The organism is Bradyrhizobium sp. CCBAU 45389 (genome assembly GCF_028128625.1).
In the GTDB taxonomy this organism is placed as follows: domain Bacteria; phylum Pseudomonadota; class Alphaproteobacteria; order Rhizobiales; family Xanthobacteraceae; genus Bradyrhizobium; species Bradyrhizobium liaoningense_B.
The window spans coordinates 161294-183903 of record NZ_LBIY01000089.1; the positions used below are offsets into that span (position 1 = coordinate 161294).

The window sequence follows — 22610 nt, forward strand, 5'->3', positions numbered from 1 at the left end:
GCAATGGAAAGATCACGCGGTATGGGTCCCGGCCTTCGCCGGGACGACACCTGAGGATATGGCGTGCATAAACCCCGCGCTGCCATCCCTTCGCGCCGTGCCGCACCGATGCTAGACATCGCCCATGTCCAAAGTCACCCCAGCCACCCGCGCGCTTGACGCCGCCGGTGTTGCCTTCACCGTCCACGCTTACGACTACGATCCCGACGCCGAGAGCATCGGGCTGCAGGCGGCCGCCGCGCTGGGCGAAGATCCGGCACGTGTCCTGAAGACGCTGATGGCGCTGGTGGACGGCAAGCCGGTCTGCGTGGTCGTTCCGTCGGACCAGGAGGTCTCGATGAAGAAGCTCGCGGCGGCGGCGAGCGGCAAGTCGGCGCAGATGATGAAGCCGCCCGAGGCCGAGCGTGTCACCGGCTTCAAGGTCGGCGGCATCAGCCCGTTCGGGCAGCGCAAGCCGGTGCGCACCGTGATCGAGCAGAGCGCGCTCTTGCACGACCTGGTCTACCTCAATGGCGGCCAGCGTGGGTTGCAGGTGCGGCTGAAGCCCACCGACGTGCGGGATGTCCTGAAGGCGGTCGTCGCGGATGTGCTGGCGTGAAGGCGATGGAGCGGGATCGTGAGGTGGCCGCTGTTGCCGTGGCTCCTGGCCCTGCTCTGCCTTCCGGCTGAGGCGCATCAGATCAACCTCGTGACGGCTCGTGTCGCGCTGACAGGCGACCGCATGGTGACCGTCGAGCTCGGGCTGAAGGGCAGCGATGTCGATCGCCTGATCGGCGCGAAGACTTATGATGTGAGGCAGGATGCGGTCGATCCGGCTGCGGTGGAAGCGGTGAGGGCCGTCATCCTTGCCTACTTTGACAGGCACCTGGCCGTGACAGGCGGCGGCACGGCCTGCCCGCCGGATGATGCCGCGATCCTGCCTGATGGTGACGGCCTCATCTATCGCAACAAATTCGCCTGCGCGAACCTGGCCGGCGACATCGTTTATCGCTCCACGGTGCTGACCGAGAAGGACAAGACCGCGCGCCAGGTGGTGCTGATCGCGCTGGGCAAGTCCGAGACGCAGGCCTTGCTCGACGCCGGCAATACGACGGTTACGCTCTCGACGCTGCCCCCGTCGCTGCTCTCGACTATGCGGCGCTATCTCCTGGCCGGCATCGAACACATTCTTCTCGGCTATGATCACATCGCATTTCTGATCGCAGTCGTATTGTGGGCGCGCCGGCTCTTGCCGGTCATCAAGATCGTCACCGCCTTCACTATTGCTCACTCCCTGACGTTATCGCTGGCAGCGCTGGATGTCCTGATCATCCCGAGCCGCATCGTGGAGCCCGCGATCGCGGTCTCGATCGTGTTCGTGGCGGTCGAGAACTTCTTTTCGCGTGACGTCGACAAGCGCTGGCGCGTGGCTTTTCTGTTTGGCTTGATCCACGGCTTTGGCTTCGCCGGCGCGCTTCGCGAGATCGGCTTGCCGCCGGATGCGATCGTCCCGGCGCTGGCCGCCTTCAACATCGGTGTCGAGATCGGGCAGATCGCGATCGTCGCGCTGATGGTGCCGGCGCTTGGCGTGTTGGACAGGCTGACTGCGGTCGACCGGGCGGAGCCGGCGCGGGCGGCGCGGCTGGTTTACACGATGTCCGCCGTGATCGGTCTTCTGGGCGGCTACTGGCTGCTGATACGTGTGTTCGAGGCGTGATCGCGTCGGCGATCGGCCTATTGCTTTTGCAACAATTTCAGCCGGCAGCGCAGCGCCTCGCGGATATGCGCGCGCGCCAGCTGCTCGGCCTTGTCGCCGTCGCGGGCGGCGATTGCGTCGATGATCGCCTGATGCTCGCCGTGGCTGGTCGAGGGGCGGCCTGTCACTGTGAAGGTGGTCGGGCCGAGCAGGGCGATCCAGTCCTGCAACTCGCGGGAGGCGTTGTCGAGATAACGGTTGCGCGCCGCGCGGCAGATCGCCTCGTGGAAGGCGCGGTTGAGCCGAGCCATCTCGGCGGCGTCGGTCTCTGACGCCTCGACAAAGGCCTGCTCGAGATCCCTGAGTGCGTCGATCTCCGTGGCCGAGGCATGCCCGGCGGCAAGACGCGCGGCGGCACCTTCCATGATCTCGCGCATGGCGTAGAGCTCGAGCACCTCCGAGATGTCGAGGTTGCGGACGATCAGGCCGCGGCCGCCGGCGGGCTCGACGAAGCCGCGTGCCGCAAGGCGCCCCAGCGCTTCCCGCACCGGCGTGCGGCTGACCTTGAGCCGCTGCGCGACCTCCTCCTCGCGGAGACGGTCCCCGGCGCGATAGTTGCCGGCCTGCAGCGCCTCGCACAGCGAGCGGAACACGGCTTCGCCCAGTGCCACGCCGCCGCCGCGCCCGATTGATCCGCTTGTCTTTGCCGGGCGCTTGGCCATGCATCCTCGTCGACCGCCAGGCGCATCCTGCCCATGCAGAGATGTCGCTTGCGACGTCTCTGTATATCTTTGTATACAAAAGTACGCAATGGCGGGCGCTGTTGATCCGTGCCGGCCGGCGGGCAGAATATCTCTAACTTCGTCGCATCGGGCAGACGGCATGAGCAATAAATACGACGTGCTGGTGATCGGCGGCGGCAACGCGGCACTGTGTGCGGCGATCAGCGCCCGGCGCGGCGGTGCCTCCGTCCTCGTGCTCGAAGGCGCGCCAAAATTCTATCGCGGCGGCAACACCCGCCACACCCGCAACATGCGCTGCGCCCATGACGCCGCGACCGAAATCCTCACTGGTCCCTACACCGAGGAGGAGTTCTGGAAGGATCTGCTGCTGGTCACCGGCGGGCAGACCGACGAGGAACTCGCGCGCCACATGATCCGGGAGTCCAAGGATATCCTGAACTGGATCGTGGAGCAGGGCGTGCGCTGGCAGCCCTCGCTCGGCGGCACGCTGAGCCTCGGCCGTACCAACTCCTTCTTCCTCGGCGGCGGCCGCGCGATGCTGAATGCGTTGTATCTGACGGCGGAGCGGCTCGGCGTCGATGTCGAATACGACGCCGAGGTCACCGACCTCGTGATCGAGGACGGCACGTTCCTCGCAGCGCGCCTCAAGCGACCGATCAAGGGCGAGACCGAGATCCGCGCCACGTCGCTGGTTGCCGCCGCCGGCGGCTTCGAGGCCAACATCGAATGGCTGAAGCAATATTGGGGCGAGGCCGCCGATAATTTCCTGATCCGCGGCACGCCATATAACCGCGGCTCGATCCTGAAGATGCTGCTGGACAAGGGCGTGCAGGAGGTCGGCGACCCCACGCAGTGTCATGCGGTCGCGATCGACGCCCGCGCGCCGAAATTCGACGGCGGCATCATCACGCGTCACGACTCCGTCGTGTTCGGCATCGTCGTCAACAAGCACGCCCAGCGCTTCTACGACGAGGGCGAGGACATCTGGCCGAAGCGCTACGCCATCTGGGGCCGGCTGGTCGCGGCGCAGCCCGACCAGATCGCCTACATCATCTTCGATTCCACGGTCGTGACCAGCTTCATGCCGACGCTGTTTCCGCCGATCGCCGGGCAAACGATTGCCGAGCTCGCCCGCAAGCTGGAGCTCGATCCGGCCGCGCTGGAGAAGACCATCACCGAGTTCAACGCGGCGGTGCGGCCCGGCACCTTCGACCACACGATTCTGGATGATTGCGTGACCGAGGGCATCACGCCACCCAAGACGCACTGGGCGCGCAAAATCGAGACGCCGCCTTATCTCGCCTATCCGGTGCGGCCCGGCATCACCTTCACCTATCTCGGCACGCGCGTGAACAAGGAGGCGCGCATGCTGATGGCTGACGGCAAGCCGTCCGCCAACATGTTCGCGGCCGGCGAGATCATGGCGGGCAATGTGCTCGGCAAGGGTTATGCGGCCGGCATGGGCATGACCATCGGCAGCGTGTTCGGGCGGATTGCGGGACGCGAAGCGGCGCGCAACGCCAGGAACTAGGGATCAAGAAGAAAGATGATGGGAGAAACCATGTCACGCATTGCCATCGCTTCGATCACAGCGCTGCTGATCGCCGGCCACGCCCGCGCTGCCGAGCCCATCACGCTGCGCGACATGGGGTCGTTCCACGTCGGTGGGCGTCTGGTCGAAATCTCCGGCAAGCCGGTGAAGGAGGTCATGTTCACGCCCGGCGGCGTGCCGGCCAAGGTCGATCCCAACGGCACCTATCAGGTCGAGCAGATGTACGTGCAGTACTTCCTGCCGGCCAACGAGAAGGGGGCCTATCCGCTGCTGATGTGGCATGGCGGCGGACTGACCGGAGTCACCTACGAGACCACGCCCGACGGCCGCGAAGGCTGGCTGAACTACTTTCTGCGCAAGGGATGGGCGGTCTACAATTCCGACGCCGTGGAGCGCGGGCGCGCAGGCTGGGCGCAATATCCTGACATCTTCAAGAGCGAGCCGGTTTTCCTCACCACGTCCAATCCGTTTGAGCGCTTCCGCATCGGCGACGGACCCAACTCCTACGACATGGATCCCGCCAAGCGGAAAGTGCTGCCGGGCAACCAGTTTCCGGTCGAGGGCTACGAGAACTTCGTCAAGCAGAACGTGCCGCGCTGGACCACGACTGATGATGCGACCGTCGCTGCCTATATCGCCGAGATCGATCGCGTCGGCCCCTCGGTGATCCTGTTCCACAGCCAGGCCGGCAGCTTCGGCTTCAAGGTGGCGCAGGCACGGCCAGACAAGGTCAAGGCGCTGATCGCGATCGAGCCGGCCGGCATCGGCGACCCCGCCAAGGCGGATGTGCTGAAGAACATTCCGACCCTCATCATTTATGGCGACTATATCGAGCGCGACTCGCGCTGGCCCAAGATCCGTGCCAACGGCATCGCCTTTGCGGACGCCATCAAGGTCGCCGGGGGCAGCGTCGACGTCGTCGACCTCCCGCAGGCCGGCATTAAGGGCAATTCTCATATGGTGATGATGGACAAGAACAACCTCGAGGTCGCGGGCCTGATCCAGAAATGGCTCGAGGCAAACGGCCTGACGAAGTAAAGCCATGCACGGAACCCAAATCCTCGACGAGGCCGACCGTCTGATGACGGTCTGCAATTCCTGCCGCTACTGCGAGGGACTGTGCGCGGTATTTCCCGCCATGGAGATGCGGCGGGCCTTCTCCGACGGCGATCTCAACTACCTCGCCAATCTCTGCCATTCCTGCGGCGCCTGCTACGTCGATTGCCAGTTCTCGCCGCCGCACGAGTTCAATGTCAACGTTCCCAAGACGCTTGCGGTGGCGCGCGCCGAGTCCTACGCGGCCTATGCCTGGCCGCCGGCGCTGTCCGGTGCCTTCGCGCGCAACGGTCTCGTCATCAGCATCATCGCCGCGCTCAGCATGGCGGCCTTTATCCTCGGCTTTGCCGCTCTCAACGACCGCAGCGTGCTGTTCGGTGTTCACACCGGTCCGGGTGCGTTCTACAAATTGATGCCGCACAATGCGATGGCTGCGCTGTTCAGCGTCGCGTTTCTTTATGCCATTCTCGCGTTGGCCATGAGTGTGCGCGCTTTCTGGCGCGACATCGGGTCCCCGATTGGCGGCCGCGCTGATGGCGGCTCGATCTTCCAGGCGATCCGCGATGCCGGCGAGCTGCGCTATCTCCATGGCGGCGGCGTCGGCTGCTACAACGAGGACGATCGGCCGACAGACCGGCGCAAGCTCTATCATCACCTGACCTTCTACGGTTTCCTGCTGTGCTTTGCCGCAACCTCGGTCGCGACGCTCTATCACTATCTGCTGGGGCGCGAGGCGCCGTATCCCTGGTGGGACCTGCCGGTCGTGCTCGGCACGCTGGGCGGCATCGGTCTGATCATCGGGCCGATCGGCCTGTTCGCGGCCAAGATGCAGCGCGATCCGGCGTTGCTCGACGAGAACCGCTACGGCATGGATGTCGGCTTCATCGCCATGCTGTTCCTGACCGGTCTCACCGGCATGCTGTTGCTGATCCTGCGCGAGACTGCCGCAATGGGGCCGCTGCTCGCGCTGCACCTCGGCGCCGTGTTCGCATTGTTCATCACCATGCCCTACGGCAAGTTCGTCCACGGCATCTACCGCTTCGTGGCTTTGGTGCGCTATGCGCAGGAGCGCCGTAGCGAGGCGGGCTCTTGAGGGGCGTATGGGGCTGACGTATGTCTTCTCGGCGCGCGCACAGCGCGAATCGCTTGGGAGCCCGCGCTCATGTATATGTTTTTGCCATTCTTGCTGGCGCTCGCGGGGTGCGCGAGCGTCTGGCGTTCGCGCGCGGGACTGAGCTATCTGCTCTGGAGCGCAACAATTGCCGTCACCGTCGCGTCGTTCTTCCATCACGCGACCGATCCGCTGAAATTCTCTTTCTGACGGTGTCGAGATGAGCATCGTTGATACGAGTAGGCAACGGCCGGTCGGCGCGATTCTGAATGCGCTTGGCTTGCTCGGGATCTCGTTGATCCTGACGGTCGCGTTCATCTATCAGCTTGCGCTTGGCGAATTGCCCTGCCCGCTGTGCCTGCTGCAACGGGCCGGGTTCATCGCGATAGGCATGGGGTTCCTGTTCAACCTGCGCCTCGGCGAGCGTCCGTCGCATTATGCGATGATCCTCATCGCCAGCCTCGTCACCGGCTTCATCGCGATCCGGCAGGTGTCTCTGCATCTGGCGCCCGGCGATCCCGGATACGGCTCGGCGTTGTTCGGGCTGCACTTCTACACCTGGGCGCTCATCGCCGCGGTAGGCGTCGTGTGCTATGTCGCTCTGGTCCTTGTCCTGAAGGATGCGACCGGCAAGCGAGAGGGGGATGCGCCCATGGTCGGGCTCGCATCCAACACGGTCTTCGCGATCTTCGCATTGCTGGTTGCCGCAAATCTCCTGTCCACCGTGCTGGAGTGCGGCGCAGGTCAGTGCGACGACAACCCGGTCCGCTATCTCCTGCTCAAGTGACGGAGGCGGCGCGGAAGCGGCCGTCGCGCAGGAAGGCGATCGTCTGTTCGATCGCGGCGGCGTGACGCGGAAGCCCGGTGTGAGACGCCTTCACGACGATATGGTCGGTCATGCCGGCCAGCATCGCGCTCTGCACCGACACCCGTCCGTCGTTGGGCTTCGGCAGAACCAAGAGGCCGGCGACGGGATCGATGAAGCGGCTTCCGGCGATCACGCCAACGGGGTAGTCCACAGAGGGCAGGGCACGGATCGCAGTCGTAAGTTCAAGTCCAGCCGGGCCGTAGAACGCGCGGTAGAGGCGGGATCCGCTGAGGAGATCGGCGACCTCGCTGCCGCTGTTCGGCGTGCCCAGCATCACGACGCGGCCAAGCCGGCCCGGGCGGTGTCTTGCAATGTAGGCGCGCGCGACGAGGCCGCCCATCGAATGCGCGACGAAATGCAGCGGCGCGTCACGTTCGGCGAAACGGGCGACCGCCGGATGAATGTCGTCCGCGATGGCCGCGATCGGCTTGCTGCGGCTGGGATAGTCGATGTTGAGCGTCGTGAACCCGCTCGCCTGGAGCGCCCGTTCCAGCTTGGTCAGGGACGCCGAGGTCCGCGCGATGCCGTGAAGCAGAACCACTCCGGGGCATCGCGCGTCGCCTGATTGAGGCGCCTCGCGCATTCGTCTACGCCACCTCGCGGTCCGGCGCGGATGCCTGCTCGCGGGCCATCGTCGTTGCGGTGACATAGTCGGTCTTGCCGGTGCCGAGCAGCGGCACCTTGTCGACCACCATGATGGTTGCGGGAACGGTCAGCTCGGACGCGCCGATCGTCTTGGCCTGGGCCTGCATCGCACTGCGCTCGGCATTCTTCTCCGTCGTCAGCAGCACGATGCGCTCGCCCTTGCGCTGGTCCGGGATCGACACCGCGACCGAAGCGGCCTGCGGCCACAGCGCCGTCGCGATGGCTTCGACCGCCGACAGCGAGACCATTTCGCCCGCGATCTTGGCAAAGCGCTTGGCGCGGCCCTTGATGGTGATGAAGCCGGCGGCGTCGATCGCCACGATGTCGCCGGTGTCGTGCCAGCCCTCGGGGAGCTTTTCGAGCACGCCGGGATTTTCGGCCCGCAAGTAGCCGAGCATCACGTTCGGTCCGCGCACCGAGAGGCGTCCACCTTCCTCGATGCCGGGGACCGGATCGAGGCGGCTTTCCATCAGCGGCGAGAGGCGGCCGACGGTGCCGGGACGGTTGGCCATCGGCGTGTTCATCGCCAGCACCGGCGCCGTCTCGGTGACGCCGTAGCCTTCGAGGATGCGGATGCCGTAGCGCTCCATGAACACCTGGCGCGTGCGGTCCTTCACCGCCTCGGCGCCGGCGATCACGAGGCGCAGGGTACGGAAGTCGTAGGCATGCGCCGAGCGGGCGTAGCCGGTGAGGAACGTGTCGGTGCCGAACAGGATGGTGGCGCCGGTCTGATAGATCAGCTCGGGCACGATCCGGTAGTGCAGCGGGGAGGGGTACATATAGATCGGAATGCCCGCGAGCATCGGCATCATCATCCCGCCGGTCAGCCCGAAGGAGTGGAACACCGGCAGCACGTTGAACACCTTGTCATTGGCGTTGGCATCGACCCGCGCCAGCGCCTGCGCCGCGTTGGCGAGGATGTTGCGGTGGGAGAGCACCACACCCTTGGGCGTTCCTTCCGAGCCCGAGGTGAACAGCACGACGGCCGGATCGTTGGCCTGGCGGGCGACGCGCGGCGCGGTGCCTGCGAGCAGGCCCTTGATCTTGTCGGCCAGACCGATCGAGGCGCGGACGTCCTCGAGATAGACGACACGGGCCTCGGCCGAGATCGCGGCCATCAGCTTGTCGAGCTTGCCCTTCTCGATGAAGGCCTTCGAGGTCAGCACGGTCTTGACCTGTGCGGCCTTCATGGCGGCGAGGACGTTGACCGGGCCGGCCGAGAAGTTGAGCATTGCCGGGACGCGGCCGATGCTTTGCAGCGCCATGAAGACCACGGCGACGCCCGCCGAGTTCGGCAGCAGCACGCCGACATTCTCGCCGGCCGCGGTGCCCGTCTCGAGCTTGCGGCTCAAAACCTGCGCGCCGAGGATCAGCTTGCGATAGGTCAGCTTGGTGCCGAGCGCATCCTCGATGATGACCTTGCCGGTGTCGCGGTCGCGATAGGCGTGCCCAAGCGCTTCGAACAGGGTGTGATCGAGCATGGCGTTCTTGACCATCGCATCGATCATCACGTCCTGGAGCGCGGCGCCGGCGGCATTGCGGCGCGCCTTGCCCTTGAGCGCTTCATCGACCGGAAGCTTGACCGGCGGCAGGATGGTGACCGTCACGCGCGGAAACCACGAGCGCTTGATCTGGCTGGAGTTGAGATAGCTGAGATGCGAGCGCTGCGCACCTTCGATGCGGACCGGCACGACCACGGCGTCGGCCTTGTCCGCGATCATCGCGGTGCCGTCATAGACCTTCATCAGCGAGCCGGAGACGGTGATGCGTCCTTCCGGGAAGATGACGACAGGCTCGCCGGCGGCGACGAGCTTGATCAGATCGCGCGCGGCCAGCGGCTTGGTCGGGTCCATGGTGTAGTGCTTGACTACGCGCAGGAACGGCTTGGCCCACCAGGCCTTGGCGATGCCGGTATCGACTGCGAAGCTCGCATCGATCGGCAGCACCGCGTGCAGCAGCGGGCCGTCGATCAGGCTGACATGGTTGGGCGCGATCAGCATGCGCGTGCCCGGAGGCGGCAGGTTCTCGAGGCCACGAACCTCGGTGCGGAACAGCGCGCGGAACAAAAGTCCGCCGGCATCGCGCACGCCTTCCTTGCCCCATTTGGTCAGCACGAACCAGACCGCGCCGAAGCTGGCAACGCCGAGGCCGAAGAAGATCCAGCCGACGTGCAATCCGCCTGCCTGCAGCAGCGCGACGAACAGCGAGCCGATCACCATGAAGGCAGCCTGCAGCACGTTGCCGGCGGCGATGATGCGCGCGCGCTCGGAGGGGACCGACCAAGCCTGGACCGCAGCGAAGGACGGGACCACGAACAGGCCGCCGCCGAATGCGAAGGCGACGAAGTCGGCCAGCATGCGCAGGCCAGCAAACGAGGTCGCGAAATCGGCCGCGGTGATGTCCTGGCCCTTGGTGGTCACACCGATGGCCCAGGCGAGATCGAGGCCGGCAAATCCCATGATGATGGCGCCGATCGGCACCAGCGCGAGGTTGGGGCGGACGTGGCTCAGGCTTGCGGCGAACAGCGAGCCGATGGCGATGCCGATCGCGAAGATCGCAAGGCACAGCGTCACCACGCCCTCGGTGCCGCCGACCACCTCCTTGATCAGCGCCGGCAGCAGCGACAGCACGATGGCGCCGACCAGCCAGAACCAGGAGACGATCACGGTGCCGTCCCACAGACGGTGGTCGGCATAGAGCGTCTTCAGCAGGCTGAGCGTCGAGGTCCAGGGATTGGCGTCAACGGGCAGGTCGGGCGCGGAGGGCGTTGTCTGCGGAATGCGGGAGGCGAAAGCCCAGGACAGCAGGGCCAGCACGACCACGGCGGAGGCGACCCAGCCCATATGCGCGGAGCCGGCGACGAACTGGCCGCCGGCGACGGTGCCGAGCAGAATGGCCATGAAGGTCGCGCCTTCGACCAGCGCGTTGCCGGTTGCGAGCTCGCCGAGCTCGAGCTGGTCCGGCAGCATGGCGTATTTCACCGGGCCGAACAGGGCGGCGATGGTGCCGAACAGCGCGAGCGCTGCGAACAGCAGCGGCACCGAATGCAGGAAGAAGCCGGCGGCGGCAAAGGCCGCGGCAAAAATCTCGGCGAATTTGAGCCGGCGTGCGACGACGGACTTGACGTATTTGTCGGCGAGCTGGCCGCCGAGCCCGGACAGGATGAAGTAGGGGAAGATGAAGACGGCGCCTGCCACCGTCACCAGCGCATCGCCATGGCCGGTCGCGGCGCTGTAAAGCAGGATGATGACGAGTGCGTTCTTGAGCACGTTGTCATTGAGCGCCGAAAAGAATTGCGCCCAGAACAGCGGCGCGAAGCGGCGTGACGACATCAATTCCCTGATCATGACTAGTCCTGTTTTGGAAAGGCAGCCTGAGGTTGATACGTTGGCGGTGAAAGTGTCACGACCGGAAGGGCATGGGACGAACGATTGCAGAGTGACTGTTGTCGTCGGTCTGCTCTGTCCCCCTGGTCCCTCTGATCCTGTTGGTCTCCAAATGGTCTTGTTTGGTTCGCAAATTTCCTGACGCGGCCGCGTCAGCTTTGGGCGGAAGGGCCGCTCCGACCCGGATATGCGACGGGCCGTGAGCAAAAACTGAACCGCACCGGTGAGGCCCGCGACATCGGCTGCGAATGTCGGCAAATGGTAAGCCCTTCATTGCGGCCTTTCCTTGCATTCGAGCCGTTTCGCGGGGCGCGTCTCAGGTGAGATGGGCGAGATGGCGAAAGGGTGACAGGCGGCCAAGCAGGCTGAACCGGCGGCCGTCGCGGCGGACGCGGCCACGGTTGGCCCGCCACATCCGGAAGGTCGCGCGCCGCTCGGCGAGCACGCCGGCAATGTCGCAGGCATTGGCGATGCGATCGATCGGCGCCATCACGAACTTGAGGGCAGCCCGGCCGAGGCCGGTCACGAGGGCTGCGGCGTCATCGACGAAGGTGGCGGCGATATCAACAGCGAGGGTTTGCATTTTGCAGGTCTCCAGGTTAAGTTGAACAATGTTCACATTGGTAGCTTGAAAATGAACAATGTTCAAGAAGAATCGCTGCGGGACCAGAAAAAAAATCGGCGCCGCGTCCAGATCCTCGAGATTGCCCGTGGCATAATTTCCTCTAAGGGCTTGAGATCGCTCAAGGTTCGGGACGTCGCGGAGGCCGCCGGCTGCTCGGTCGGCAGCGTCTATAACGAGTTCGGCGACTTCGACGGGGTGATCCTGACCGTCAACCGGGAGACCGTTCAGGCGCTCACGGCCCGGCTGCGCGGGGTTCCGGCCGAGGATCCCATTCGCCAGCTCTACGGGCTTGCCGAGACCTATCTCGAATTCTTTGCCGAGCACGCCAATCTGCTGCGGTCGCTGTTCGAGCACCGGATGGAGGACGACCGCCCCTATCCCGACGACATCCTTCAGATGGTGATGGACGCCTTCGCGCTGATGCACGCGCCCCTGGTGCGGGTGCTACCGGATGCGGACGACGTGAAGATTGCGCTGCTGTCGCGCACCCTGTTCTCCGCGGTGCACGGCATCATCTCGCTCGGCCTCGAGGAGCGCATGGTGGCCGTGCCGCCCCAGATGCTGCGCCAGCAGATCGAACAGTTCATCGACGCGCATTTGGCCGGTCTCGGAATTCGGCCGGTCGGCGCACTGCAATCTCGATGAGGCGCCGCCCCTACCAGGCGTATCGCAGGCTCGCAGTGCCGGAGTAGGTCGTGCTGCGCGCCGCGAACTCGCCGTCGAACTTGGCGGACAGCGCGACGCCGTTCGAAAACTTCAGCTCGGCACCGGCGGACGCGAGCGCGGCGTCTTTTGCCGGCGTCGCGCCATTGACGATGAAGCTCGCGCCAGGTAGCGCCTGGAATGCAGCGACGAGCGTCGGATCGCTGACCCAATCATGCGCCCAGGCCGCGCGACCGCGCAACGTGAGGACCGCATTCGGCGCGACCAGTGTCGCGCGATCAAAACGCGCGCCAACCTCGCTCCGTGTGTCGGAGGCGGTGCGTCCCTGATAGGTCAGACCGAAGCCGCTGCCGGCCGGATCAGTCTCGGTGTAAGTCGGCATGCGAAAAGCCTGCGCCTGCGCTGCAGCGTATGGCGTGAAGCCGCCGATCGGCGTGGCGAAGCGATAGCCGCCCTCGATGCGGCCACCGACGGTTTGTGCGTCGAACTTCGCGGTGAGCTGATTGCCGAACGGTGCGAGCCGATCGGTCGACATCCAATGATTGGCCACGGCGAGAGAGGCAGCGAAATAGGCCGGCCCGTTGCGTACGGCGGTGTAGACGCCGGCCTGCATCGCCTCGCTCTTGCCGCCGCCGATCGCCTGCGCGAGGTCCCATTTGGTGCCGCCGCCCGAGAGCGCGAAGCCGACCAGGGCGTCGCGGCTGAAGTGATAATCGGCGCCGGCCGCGACGCCGCCGGCGCGCGCGTTGAGGTCGTGGCTGCCGATCACGACGGGATCGCCGTTGGTGCGGTTGGTGCCGCCGAACGCGGTGCCCCAGGCCGACCAGCGCTCGGCAAAGGCCGGCGCTTTCGCGGCCGGCATGCCCAAGGCCTTGTTGTAGGCGAGGGCAACGGCTTCCGGCAACGCAGGACGCTCGGGGCTGAAGCCGAATGCCGTGCCGCCCGCATCGACGAGGCCGCTGCCGCGGCCATCGACGAATGGATCGAGCATCAGGCCGAGGAACTGGCCCGTAAACTGGAAGGCACCCTGTCGTGCGCCGGTCGCAGCTTCCCCTGAGAGCTGGTCCAGATTGTAACGAAGCTGCGCATCGCTGAGACCCGCGAACGAGGACAGGAAAGGCAGGTTCGGGCCGAACGCGCTCAGCGCGCCAGCCACGGCCTTCTGGTTCTGCGTCTGGGCGAGGGAGAGGAACGCGGCATCATTGTAGTTGAGCGTCAGGAGGACGGCGAACCCGTCATAGCTGAGAGCGGAGGTGAAGAACTGTGGATTGTATCCGCTGAGCGTCACGCCGGAGAAAGTCCCGGTGAGGCCGGTCGTCGTGGTCAGGATCGTGTATTGCGTCGATGCGCCGTAGGCGCCCGCAAGCGTGGTGACGGCGACCGTGCCGCCGTTCAGCGTCGCGGTCACCGCAGCGATCTTGTCGGATTGTCCGGCCGCGTTGACGGAGATCGCATAGGTCGAACCGGCGTTGAATGTGGCATTGCCGTAGCTCGTGAGCGAACCGAAATTGCCGGGCGCGACCCTGCCGCCCGACAGCACGACGAGATCGCCGACATTGCCGTTGCCCGCGAGGGTGCCGCCGCTGCTGACCGTCGTCACAACATTAGGCATTGCGCCGTTGACGATGAGGGTACCGGCCTGGACGTTCATGATCGCTGTGTCCGTCGTCGAGCCGGTCAGTGTCCAGGTGGAGCTGCCGGTCTTTTCCAGCGCCTCGAATTCCCGGAACTGACCGGCCGCGCCGAATATGCTGAGATTGAACGCTGCGTTGGTGGCTCCGCCCAAGCGGAGCGTGTCCGTTCCGTTGCCGCCCAGGACCCACCCGGTGATGCCCGATCCGGCACGCATCTCGAACACGTCGTTGCCTCCCTTGAGGTCGGCAGCCGTGCTGACGCCACCGCTGCTGATCGTGCCTGAGTTGATGATGGTGTCCTGATTGGCCGAGCCGATGATTGCCGTGCCCGAGGCACTCGATATCGTGCCGGCATTGTTGATGATATTGCCGTCGGCTGCGCCGCTGAGATCGACGGCCGCGACATTGATGGCATGTACAAAGCCGCTCGACAGGATACTCGCCTGATTATTCGCCGACCCGGCGCCGATGCTGATGCCGATGGCTCCGGTAAAGCCGTTTCCGACCGTACCTCCGATTGCGATGACGTTGTTGCTCGAATTGGCCAGAGCTAGCCCCGACGTGCCGAGGCTCGATGACCCAACGATAGCGCCGGCGTCCACGGTGATGGTATTGCCGCCACCGCCGATCACTGCGATGCCGTCGCTGTTGGCGGACGTAACCGTTGCGTTGTTGAAGACCTTGATGGCGCTATTTGATGCCGCTTCGAAGACAATGCTCGCAAAGGTGGGATCGTTCAGGGACGTCGCGGTGCCGTCGCCGATGTTGACGGTCACACCGCTGACCACGGGTGCCGTCTTGACCTGGGTGTTGCCCGCCCCGGTGCAGGTGATCGAATCGCCTGACTGAAGCGTCGTCTGAGAACCGCTTCCGCTAATCACACAGGCCGCTGCAGCGGGGGCGGTAAACCAGGTCAGCGTGCTAGCCGTGGCAAGAGCACTGATTGCGGTGCTCACAAGAAACGCAGGCCGCCGATACGCCTTCGCGCGAGGGACATCCGGTGGGGTGAACGAAGCATTCCAAGACACCTGCGAATTCCTTTTATCGTTCGGGCCGGACGGAATCCGGCCGCAACGCTGGGCAGTTGCCATGCTTAGTGGTGGAGATCCCGGCCTTCTTGGACCAGCGCGCAAAGCGATGTGTCGAAATGCGAAAGAGGCGACCTTTCCGGAAAAATGTGGCCGGGGCGCCACAACGGGGCCGTCCCGCAGCGTTTGCCCCTCATGCCAGGCCTGATCAGGGCGTCATTACGTATGGCTTGGAACGCACTCGGCCTGATCTCACGTGTCCGAGCGGCGGGTCCTCGTGCCCGACGAGATGCAGCGGCTCGCGGGCGGCCTTCAACCTCGTGCCGCGACGGCCTCGCGCGCCCGGGCTGCAACGACGACGACGTCCGGTCTCACGCTGTCGACCTGAACCCGGTTGCGGCCCTTTTCCTTGGCGCGATAGCAGGCGGCATCCGCGCGGCGCATCGCCTCCTCGAGCGTGGTATCGCGGTCGGCGATGCAGGTGACGCCGACGCTGGCCGTCACCGCGAAGCAGCGATCGTCCCAGGCGAAGCTGAACAGCTCGAGCGATCGCCGCAGCCGTTCGGCGATTTCGACGGTGTTCGGCGGCGAGCACTGCGGCAGGATCAGGCCGAACTCGTCGCCGCCGAGCCGGGCCACCAAATCGTGCGGCCGCCGGTCCTGTTGCAGGAGGCCGGAGACCTGGCAGAGCAGGCGGTCGCCCGCAAGATGGCCGCAGCTGTTGACGTTCTTGAACTGGTCGAGGTCGAGCAGGATCAGTCCCAGCGGGCCCGCCGCGACATTGTCCAGCTCGCCCTGCAGGCGTGCCTCGAAGGCGCGGCGGTTGGAAAGGCCTGTCAGCCAGTCGTGCGACGCCTGCCAGGCGAGGCGCTCCTTTTCCGCATGGAGTGCGTCTTCGAAGGCCTGTCGCTGCAGCACCAGTCGTCGCGTGTGCCAGATCAGGAGCAGGATCAGGGCAGCGGCGGTCGCGATGTTGATGCAGGTGAGCGTCACCTTGATGGCACGGGAGCCTTCGCCGAGCACAGTGGAGAAGCGCTTGGCATGCACCGTGAATTGGGTGTTGAGCTCCGAGAGCCGCGCCGACAGGAATTGCAGGCGGCCATTGTCCTGAACGGGACCCTTCGCCAGCTCGGACCGGATGACCTCGCCGAAGACGCTCAGCTCCAGCAGCATGGGATCGGTGGCGGCCCATTCGCGGATCGCTTCCTGGAGAAAGCTGACGCCATTGAAGTAGCGAAACAGCCAGATCAATCCCGGAACGTCATCAGGATGGTTGCCGCCTTGCAGGAAGCCGATGCGGGCGGCCTCGACGTCGACCGGATCGCGCTCGAGCGCCCAGCGTGCGAACTCGTCGCCGATGGGAACGGCGAGCGAGGCCTGATATTGCGCGAACTGGCGCGGCTCGCCCGAATGCAGATAGAGATTGAGGAAATAGACCGCGTTCTTCTGCGAGCGCGACCATAGCGCTTCGCCCGCGACATAGGCGCGGACCGATGACATCACCTCGAGGCTGAATCCCGCAATTGTCGCCTGGAGCACAACGACCATCACGAAAGGCGAGACGAGCTTGATGACGTGAAGGAAGCTGCGCCCCTTCATCGACGACGCTGTTCTGCGAAACACCCTGCGTTCCCCAAATCGCTCAACGACCCCCAGTGGAGCGTTGCGCCTGCAACGCCAAGTAGAGGAGAAGGTTGCTTAACCCCGGCTGAAAACAGCGCAGGACCGCATCGCAGGGTGAAGACGTCGTGAAGTGGATGGGCGCAGATCGCTTCAAATGCCGAGAAAGCGGAACTGGCGCGGTATCGGCGAGCCAATGCCGCGCATTCGTCGTCTGCGGTTTACCCGATCGAGAGAATTGCTAGACCAGCACCGGCTTGCGTACGCGGCCGGCGTCGCCGAACACGCGCAGATAACGCTCGATCTCCGAGGGCAGGCCGGTTGCCTTCTCCGGATTGTCGGAGAGCTTGACGGCCGGATGGCCGTCGACCGAGGACACCTTGCAGACCAGCGAGATCGGATCGAGATCGAACGAGCCGTCCGGGGTGCAGCCGACGAAGTCGTTGGTGAGATTGGTGCCCCAGCCGAAGGAGAGCCGCACCCGGCCGGTGAAATGGTGATAGGTCTCCTCGATCGAGCCGACGTCCATCGCGTCGGAAAAGACGAGCAGCTTGTCCCTTGGGTTGCGGCCCTTCTTCTCCCACCAGGCGATGATCTCCTCGCCGGCCTGGATCGGCGGCGCGCTGTCGGGGCGAAAGCCGGTCCAGTCGGCGACCCATTCCGGCGCATCGCGCAGGAAAGCCTTGGTGCCGAAGGCATCGGGCAGCGCGATCAGCAGGTTGCCGCCATAGGTCTGCCGCCACTGGTCGAGGATGCGATAGGGCGCCCAGCGCAACTCCTCGTCGTCCTTGGCAAGCGCAGCGGCGACCATCGGCAGCTCATGCGCGTTGGTGCCGATCGCTTCGAGATCGTTGTCCATCGCGAGCAGCACATTGGACGTGCCGATGAAGGAGGGCCCGAGGCCTTCCTTCACCGCTTCGACGCACCAGCGCTGCCAGAGGAAGCCGTGGCGGCGGCGGGTGCCGAAGTCGGAGAGCCGCAAGTTCTCCAGCTTGCGCAGCCGCTCGACCTTGGTCCACAGCTTGGCCTTGGCGCGGGCATAGAGCACGTCGAGCTCGAAGCGGCCGCGGCCCTTCATCGCCGCGCGCGAGCGCAGCTCGTTCAGGATCGCGAGCGCCGGAATCTCCCACATCGAGGTGTGGGTCCACGGTCCGTGGAAGTGCAGTTCGTACTGGCCGTCGACCTTGCGCAACTCGTATTCGGGAAGGCGGAATTCGGCGAGCCAGCGGAGGAAATCCGCCGAGAACATGTGGGTCTTGCCGTAGAACGTGTTACCGGCCAGCCAGATCAGCTCTTTCTTGGTGAAGCGGATGGTGCGGGCGTGGTCGAGCTGGGCGCGCAGCTCGCCCTCGTCGATGATCTCGGCGAGCCGCACATGGCGCGAGCGGTTGATGACCGAGAAGGTCACCCGCTGATCCGGGTAATCTTCCCGAATCATCTGCAACATCAATAGCTTGTAGAAGTCGGTATCAAGCAGGCTGCGGATGATGGGATCCAGCCGCCAGCTGTGATTGTAGGTCCGGCTCGCAATGTCGGTCACTGTCATGGGGCAATTCTAGCGTGCCCATCGCGAGGCAACCAGTGGGTTCCGCGAGGGGCAGGCTTCCGCGAATTCGGAGCGGGAGCTCAGTCTCCGGCTGCGGTCGTTGCGACGGTTTCGAGCTGGCTTCGAATCCAGCGATGCGCCGGGTCCTTCTGGTAGCGCTGGTGCCAGACCATGAACATCGGCAGCTCGGCCAGCGTCCGTGTGCGCGACGCCAATGGAATGCGCGTTTGCGCGAAGCCGCCCATCACGCCGGACGCGAGCAGGCTCGGCATGCTCGCGAGCATCTGCGAGCCGCGCAGGAACGAAGGCACGCCGGAAAAGCTCGGCACCGAGATCGCGATGTCGCGGTGGAATCCATTGGCGGCCAGGCGGCGGTCGAAGTCGAGCCGCTCGTTGTCGGTATAGACGACGGTGATGTGGCGCGCCGCGAGATAGGCATTGCGGTCGGAAGGCGCCGCGCGCGCCTTGGGATCGTAGTAGCAGACGTAGTGATCGCTGAGCAGCCGCTTCTGCACGATGTCGACGCCGGACGGCGGCAGCGGCGTGATCATGAGATCGCAGCGGTTTTCGCGCAGCATGGCGGGCGAGGGGGATTGCGAGGGGATGACGCGCAGGTTCAGGCTCTTCACCTGGCCGGCGACATGATCGAAGAAGCGCGGCAGCAGAAGGTCGCGCTGGAAGTCGTTGGCGGCGATCGTCAGCGACAGCTGCGCCCGCGCCGGCGCGAAGCTGACGCCGCCGGCGAAGCTGCGCATCTCGTCGATCAGCGCGCGCGCCTTCGCGGCCAGCGCCTGCGCGTGCGCCGTGGCGACGATGCCGCGGCCGGACTTGGCGAACAGCGGATCGCCCGCGATCCGCCGCAGCTTGTTCAGGCCGTGGCTGACCGCGGATTGTGTCAGGCCGAGCCGTGTCGCAGCCGCCGTCACCGAGCCTTCCTCCAGCACCGCGAGGAACAATTCGAGGGCGTGGCCGTCGAGGGCCAAATGATCGATTTCTTTCATGGAATTCATTATAATCGATCTATTTATCTTGAGAATAGGTGGCGGCATTATCGTTCAATAAGCCGCGCACCCGGACCCCGGGACGCCCAAGGGAGAGACAACGCCGATGAATGCCCAGGCGCCAGCCTTGCAGGATCCCCGCCTCAACCGCCCCGAGCCGTTCGCGTCGCCGCTCGGCGATGGCGGCTTCTTCCAGCGCGACCGTTCCATCCATCCGCCGGCGCACGCGCCCGGCTACAAATCCTCGGTGCTGCGCTCCCCGCGCCAGGCGCTGTTGTCGTTGGAGAACTCGGTCTCGGAGATCACCGGGCCGGTGTTCGGCCACAACGATCTCGGTCCGCTCGACAACGACCTGATCCGCAACTACGCCAAGGACGGCGATCCCGTCGGCGAACGCATCATCGTGCACGGCCGCGTACTGGACGAGACCGGCCGGGGCGTTCCGAACACGCTGGTCGAATTCTGGCAGGCCAATGCCGGCGGCCGCTACCGGCACAAGAAGGACACGTATCTGGCGCCGGTCGATCCGAACTTCGGCGGCTGCGGCCGCGCGCTGACCGATGACACCGGCTATTATTATTTCCGCACCGTGAAGCCGGGTCCCTATCCCTGGCGCAATTACGTCAACAGCTGGCGCCCCGCCCACATCCACTTCTCGGTGTTCGGCTCGGGCTTTGCGCAGCGGCTGATCACCCAGATGTATTTCGAGGGCGATTCCCTGATCCCGGTCTGCCCGATCCTGACGACTATCCCGGACAAGGATGCGCTCGACCGCCTGGTTGCGCCGCTCGATCTCAACGCCTCGACGCCGTTCGACTCGCTCGCCTATCGCTTCGACATCGTCCTGCGCGGCCAGCGCTCCACCTATTTCGAAAATCGCACCGCGGGGAACTAAGTCCATGCCGCAGCCGCTCAACTATCTCAAGGAAACCGCCTCGCAGACCGCCGGGCCCTACGTCCATATCGGCTTGATCCCGGCCATGGCCGGCTTCGACATCTTCGAGAAGAACTTTTCCAACGTGCTGGTGACGCCGAACACCAAGGGCGAACGCATCACGCTGGAAGGCAGGGTGCTCGACGGCAGCGGTACGCCGCTGCGCGACGTGCTGCTGGAAATCTGGCAGGCCAATGCGGTCGGCCGCTACAACCATCCGGCGGATCGCTCGGCCGGCGCGCTGGAGGAAGGATTTCGCGGCTGGGGCCGCGCCGGCTCCGACTTCGACAGCGGCCTCGTCACCTTCGAGACCATCAAGCCCGGCGCGATCACCGACAAGACGGGGCGCAAATGCGCGCCGCACGTCAATGTCTGGATCGTCGCGCGCGGAATCAATATCGGTCTCAACACGCGGCTCTATTTCTCGGACGAAGAGGCCGCCAATGCCGCCGATCCCGTGCTCAACCTGATCGAGCAGCCGGCGCGCCGCAAGACGTTGATCGCGACGCGCAGCGAGCGCGCCGGCAAGGTCGTGTATTCCTTCACGATCAATTTGCAGGGGCCGGAGGAGACGGTGTTCTTCGACGTGTGAGGATCCGGCGGTCGTCGCGCAGGGTCACTCGACCCGGTCGTCGCGTTTGACCGTTCCGCGCGCGAGGAATTGCGGTGGCTGCCGCACCTCGCGCGATGCCGGGCGGTCGACCGGATCGCGCCCCACCTTTTGTTTCAGCTCAGCCAAATCGATAAAGACGTCCGCCTGCCGGCGCAGGTCGTCGGCGATCATGGGCGGCTGAGTGGAGAGTGTGGAGACGACTGTCACGCGGACACCGCGGCGTTGCAGGCTTTCCACCAGCGAACGAAAATCCCCATCGCCCGAGAACAACACGATCTGATCGACGTGTTCGGCAAGTTCCATCGCGCTCACGGCGAGATCGACATCCATGCTGCCCTTCACCTTGCGGCGGCCGGTGGTGGCGTCGACGAACTCCTTGGTGAGCTTGGTGACGACGGTGTATCCGTTGTAATCGAGCCAATCGATCAACGGACGAATTGACGAGAACTCCTGATCCTCGACGACGGTCGTGTAGTAGAAGGCGCGCAGCAGCGTGCCCCGGCTTTGAAACTCGCTGAGCAGGCGCCTGTAGTCGATGTCGAAGCCGAGCGCCTTGGAGGTGGCATAGAGATTGGAGCCATCGATAAAGAGTGCGATCTTCTCAATTGAAGACATTATGCACAAATCTCCAGTTCCGCACGAAGCCAGCCGGTCTCGCCGCCAAGGCACGGTGTATCGGCGGCAAAACACCGAAGGCGCCGATGGCCAGCTAAAAAAGCGGCGCAGACGACCGGACAGGGGTGGCCGTCTTGCGCCGAGGTTATGGAGGTCCCAATGCCACCAGCGCCAGGGCGCCGAATGCAGCCACGCTAGGGCGAGCGCATTCCCTGCTCAATTGTACTGAGGTTAAGGGCCTCTATCCAAAGGATAGCACCCCATATACGAAGGTAAGTGGGACGCGCCGGCAACCAGCGCGCTTGCAGTGTTGCCTCCGACCATCAGCGCGCGTGGTCCTTCATCCGATGGGTCAGCCTTCGCCGTCATGAAGCTGCGCGCGAAAGGCGCGCGGCGACAGTCCTGTGGCGGCCGCATAGACCCGGCTGAAATAGGCGGGGTCCTCGAAGCCGAGCGCGTAGGCGATCGTCGAGACCGGCAGGTTGGTGTAGACGAGGTTCCGCCGCGCCTCGCGGATCAGCCGGTTGAGGATCAGGTGCGAGGCGGTGTCGCCCGTTGCCGCCCGCGTCACGCGGTTGAGATGGGTCGGCGTGATCGACAGCGCGTCCGCATAGTCCGCAACGCTCCAGCGCTCCAGATGATGCTGTTCGAGCAGCGCCTCGAAGCGGCGGAACAGGCCGCTTTCCGCCGTGCCGTTGCCGCCGCTCCCGCTGGTGAGCGCGCGGGCCACGAGACCGATCATGGCTGCGGACAATGCACGCAGCACATGGGCGCGGCCGTAGTCGCGTCCCGCGTGCTCGGCGAAGATCTGCTTCATGGTGGCCCGGATCTGCGGCGTGCCGCGCACCACGCCCGATTGCGACAGGACTCCGCGCAGGCCTTCGGCCGCGAGCAGCGCCTCGTCCAGGATCTCGGCGGCGATGGTCAAGACCCAGCCCTGGGTATCCGGCTCGAAGCGGAAGCCGTGGACGTGTCCGACCGGCACGTTGACGATCTGCATCGGCTTCAAGGGCACGACCCGGCCGTCGAGCGTCGCCTCGCCGCCGCCGCGCTCGATCAGCAGCACCTGGTGCAGCCGGGCATGGCGGTGCACCGCCAGCGTCCAGTCATGCAGCACAGAGCGGGACGCAATGGTCTCGCAATGCACGACGTCGGGCAGATCGCCGGATTCCCCGAACAGGTTGTAGACCCGGATCGCCGGGGCAGGGGCGGTGCTTCTCATGTTCGAATAGTACAAGACAATGGCGAAACCCTCCATCGGTTGGCAGCGCCAAATCTGCAAAAAAGTGCCGACG

20 protein-coding genes are annotated in these 22610 nt (G+C 65.1%); 10 read left to right on the top strand and 10 right to left on the bottom strand.

The features are described from left to right. Positions 1 to 124 precede the first annotated feature (124 nt). The gene (gene ybaK / locus XH79_RS19695; RefSeq protein WP_271582702.1) at positions 125 to 598 is read left to right on the top strand and encodes a Cys-tRNA(Pro) deacylase; all 474 of its coding nucleotides are present in this window, start codon (positions 125 to 127) and stop codon (positions 596 to 598) included. An 18-nt stretch (positions 599 to 616) separates the two neighbouring features. Continuing rightward, positions 617 to 1696: a HupE/UreJ family protein gene (locus tag XH79_RS19700; protein WP_271582703.1), complete on the top strand. Its 1080-nt coding sequence runs from the start codon at positions 617 to 619 to the stop codon at positions 1694 to 1696. Positions 1697 to 1713: 17 nt separating this feature from the next. Here XH79_RS19700 and XH79_RS19705 read toward each other — a convergent pair whose 3' ends face one another. After that, positions 1714 to 2397, bottom strand: coding sequence for a GntR family transcriptional regulator (locus XH79_RS19705; protein ID WP_271582704.1), 684 nt, complete (start codon positions 2395 to 2397; stop codon positions 1714 to 1716). Between the two features lie 160 nt (positions 2398 to 2557). On the opposite strand from XH79_RS19705, the gene tcuA reads away from it, so the two are divergent. The 5 genes from tcuA (at position 2558) to XH79_RS19730 (ending at position 6924) form a co-directional block, all read left to right on the top strand. Beyond that, a complete protein-coding gene (tcuA, locus tag XH79_RS19710) occupies positions 2558 to 3949 on the top strand; it encodes an FAD-dependent tricarballylate dehydrogenase TcuA (RefSeq protein ID WP_271582705.1) in 1392 nt (463 codons plus the stop codon). Positions 3950 to 3979: 30 nt separating this feature from the next. After that, complete coding sequence (locus tag XH79_RS19715) at positions 3980 to 5008, top strand: esterase (RefSeq protein WP_271582706.1); 1029 nt, start codon at positions 3980 to 3982, stop codon at positions 5006 to 5008. A 4-nt stretch (positions 5009 to 5012) separates the two neighbouring features. Further along, entirely contained in the window at positions 5013 to 6119 is a 1107-nt protein-coding gene (gene tcuB, locus XH79_RS19720) for a tricarballylate utilization 4Fe-4S protein TcuB (protein WP_271582707.1), read from the top strand. 69 nt (positions 6120 to 6188) lie between these two features. Continuing rightward, on the top strand, positions 6189 to 6347 hold the full coding sequence (locus XH79_RS19725; protein ID WP_271582708.1) for a DUF5993 family protein: 159 nt from the start codon (positions 6189 to 6191) through the stop codon (positions 6345 to 6347). 10 nt (positions 6348 to 6357) lie between these two features. Further along, a complete protein-coding gene (locus tag XH79_RS19730) occupies positions 6358 to 6924 on the top strand; it encodes a disulfide bond formation protein B (RefSeq protein ID WP_271582709.1) in 567 nt (188 codons plus the stop codon). On the opposite strand, the gene XH79_RS19735 is transcribed toward XH79_RS19730, so the two are convergent. The 3 genes from XH79_RS19735 to XH79_RS19745 all read right to left on the bottom strand — a co-directional run bounded on the left by XH79_RS19735 (position 6917) and on the right by XH79_RS19745 (position 11619). Further along, the gene (locus XH79_RS19735; protein WP_271582710.1) at positions 6917 to 7588 is read right to left on the bottom strand and encodes an alpha/beta fold hydrolase; all 672 of its coding nucleotides are present in this window, start codon (positions 7586 to 7588) and stop codon (positions 6917 to 6919) included. The two genes, XH79_RS19730 and XH79_RS19735, sit on opposite strands and share 8 nt — an antisense overlap. Before the next feature lie 4 nt (positions 7589 to 7592). Then, on the bottom strand, positions 7593 to 10997 hold the full coding sequence (locus XH79_RS19740) for an acyl-[ACP]--phospholipid O-acyltransferase (RefSeq protein WP_271582711.1): 3405 nt from the start codon (positions 10995 to 10997) through the stop codon (positions 7593 to 7595). 355 nt (positions 10998 to 11352) lie between these two features. Next, positions 11353 to 11619, bottom strand: coding sequence for a hypothetical protein (locus XH79_RS19745; RefSeq protein WP_271582712.1), 267 nt, complete (start codon positions 11617 to 11619; stop codon positions 11353 to 11355). Positions 11620 to 11670: 51 nt separating this feature from the next. On the opposite strand from XH79_RS19745, the gene XH79_RS19750 reads away from it, so the two are divergent. Further along, positions 11671 to 12306 carry a TetR/AcrR family transcriptional regulator gene (locus XH79_RS19750; RefSeq protein ID WP_271582759.1) on the top strand — a complete coding sequence of 212 codons (636 nt, stop codon included), beginning with the start codon at positions 11671 to 11673 and terminating at the stop codon, positions 12304 to 12306. Between the two features lie 10 nt (positions 12307 to 12316). Here XH79_RS19750 and XH79_RS19755 read toward each other — a convergent pair whose 3' ends face one another. From XH79_RS19755 to XH79_RS19770, 4 genes are all read right to left on the bottom strand, one after another. Beyond that, complete coding sequence (locus XH79_RS19755; RefSeq protein WP_271582713.1) at positions 12317 to 14839, bottom strand: autotransporter outer membrane beta-barrel domain-containing protein; 2523 nt, start codon at positions 14837 to 14839, stop codon at positions 12317 to 12319. Positions 14840 to 15298: 459 nt separating this feature from the next. After that, positions 15299 to 16609 (bottom strand): sensor domain-containing diguanylate cyclase, encoded by a 1311-nt coding sequence (locus XH79_RS19760; protein WP_271582714.1) that lies wholly within the window; start codon positions 16607 to 16609, stop codon positions 15299 to 15301. Positions 16610 to 16847: 238 nt separating this feature from the next. Continuing rightward, entirely contained in the window at positions 16848 to 18152 is a 1305-nt protein-coding gene (gene pncB / locus XH79_RS19765) for a nicotinate phosphoribosyltransferase (protein WP_271582715.1), read from the bottom strand. An 80-nt stretch (positions 18153 to 18232) separates the two neighbouring features. Beyond that, positions 18233 to 19162 carry a LysR family transcriptional regulator gene (locus XH79_RS19770; protein ID WP_212346787.1) on the bottom strand — a complete coding sequence of 310 codons (930 nt, stop codon included), beginning with the start codon at positions 19160 to 19162 and terminating at the stop codon, positions 18233 to 18235. Between the two features lie 97 nt (positions 19163 to 19259). Here XH79_RS19770 and pcaH point away from each other — a divergent pair, with 97 nt between their 5' ends. Together pcaH and pcaG are read left to right on the top strand one after the other, a co-directional pair. Then, positions 19260 to 20048 (top strand): protocatechuate 3,4-dioxygenase subunit beta, encoded by a 789-nt coding sequence (gene pcaH, locus XH79_RS19775; protein WP_271582716.1) that lies wholly within the window; start codon positions 19260 to 19262, stop codon positions 20046 to 20048. Between the two features lie 4 nt (positions 20049 to 20052). Next, positions 20053 to 20679, top strand: coding sequence for a protocatechuate 3,4-dioxygenase subunit alpha (gene pcaG / locus XH79_RS19780; RefSeq protein ID WP_271582717.1), 627 nt, complete (start codon positions 20053 to 20055; stop codon positions 20677 to 20679). A gap of 24 nt (positions 20680 to 20703) precedes the next feature. On the opposite strand, the gene XH79_RS19785 is transcribed toward pcaG, so the two are convergent. Further along, entirely contained in the window at positions 20704 to 21315 is a 612-nt protein-coding gene (locus XH79_RS19785) for a LabA-like NYN domain-containing protein (protein ID WP_271582760.1), read from the bottom strand. A gap of 352 nt (positions 21316 to 21667) precedes the next feature. Further along, positions 21668 to 22573, bottom strand: a complete 906-nt coding sequence (locus tag XH79_RS19790) for a helix-turn-helix domain-containing protein (RefSeq protein ID WP_271582718.1) — start codon at positions 22571 to 22573, stop codon at positions 21668 to 21670. Between the last annotated feature and the right edge of the window lie 37 nt (positions 22574 to 22610).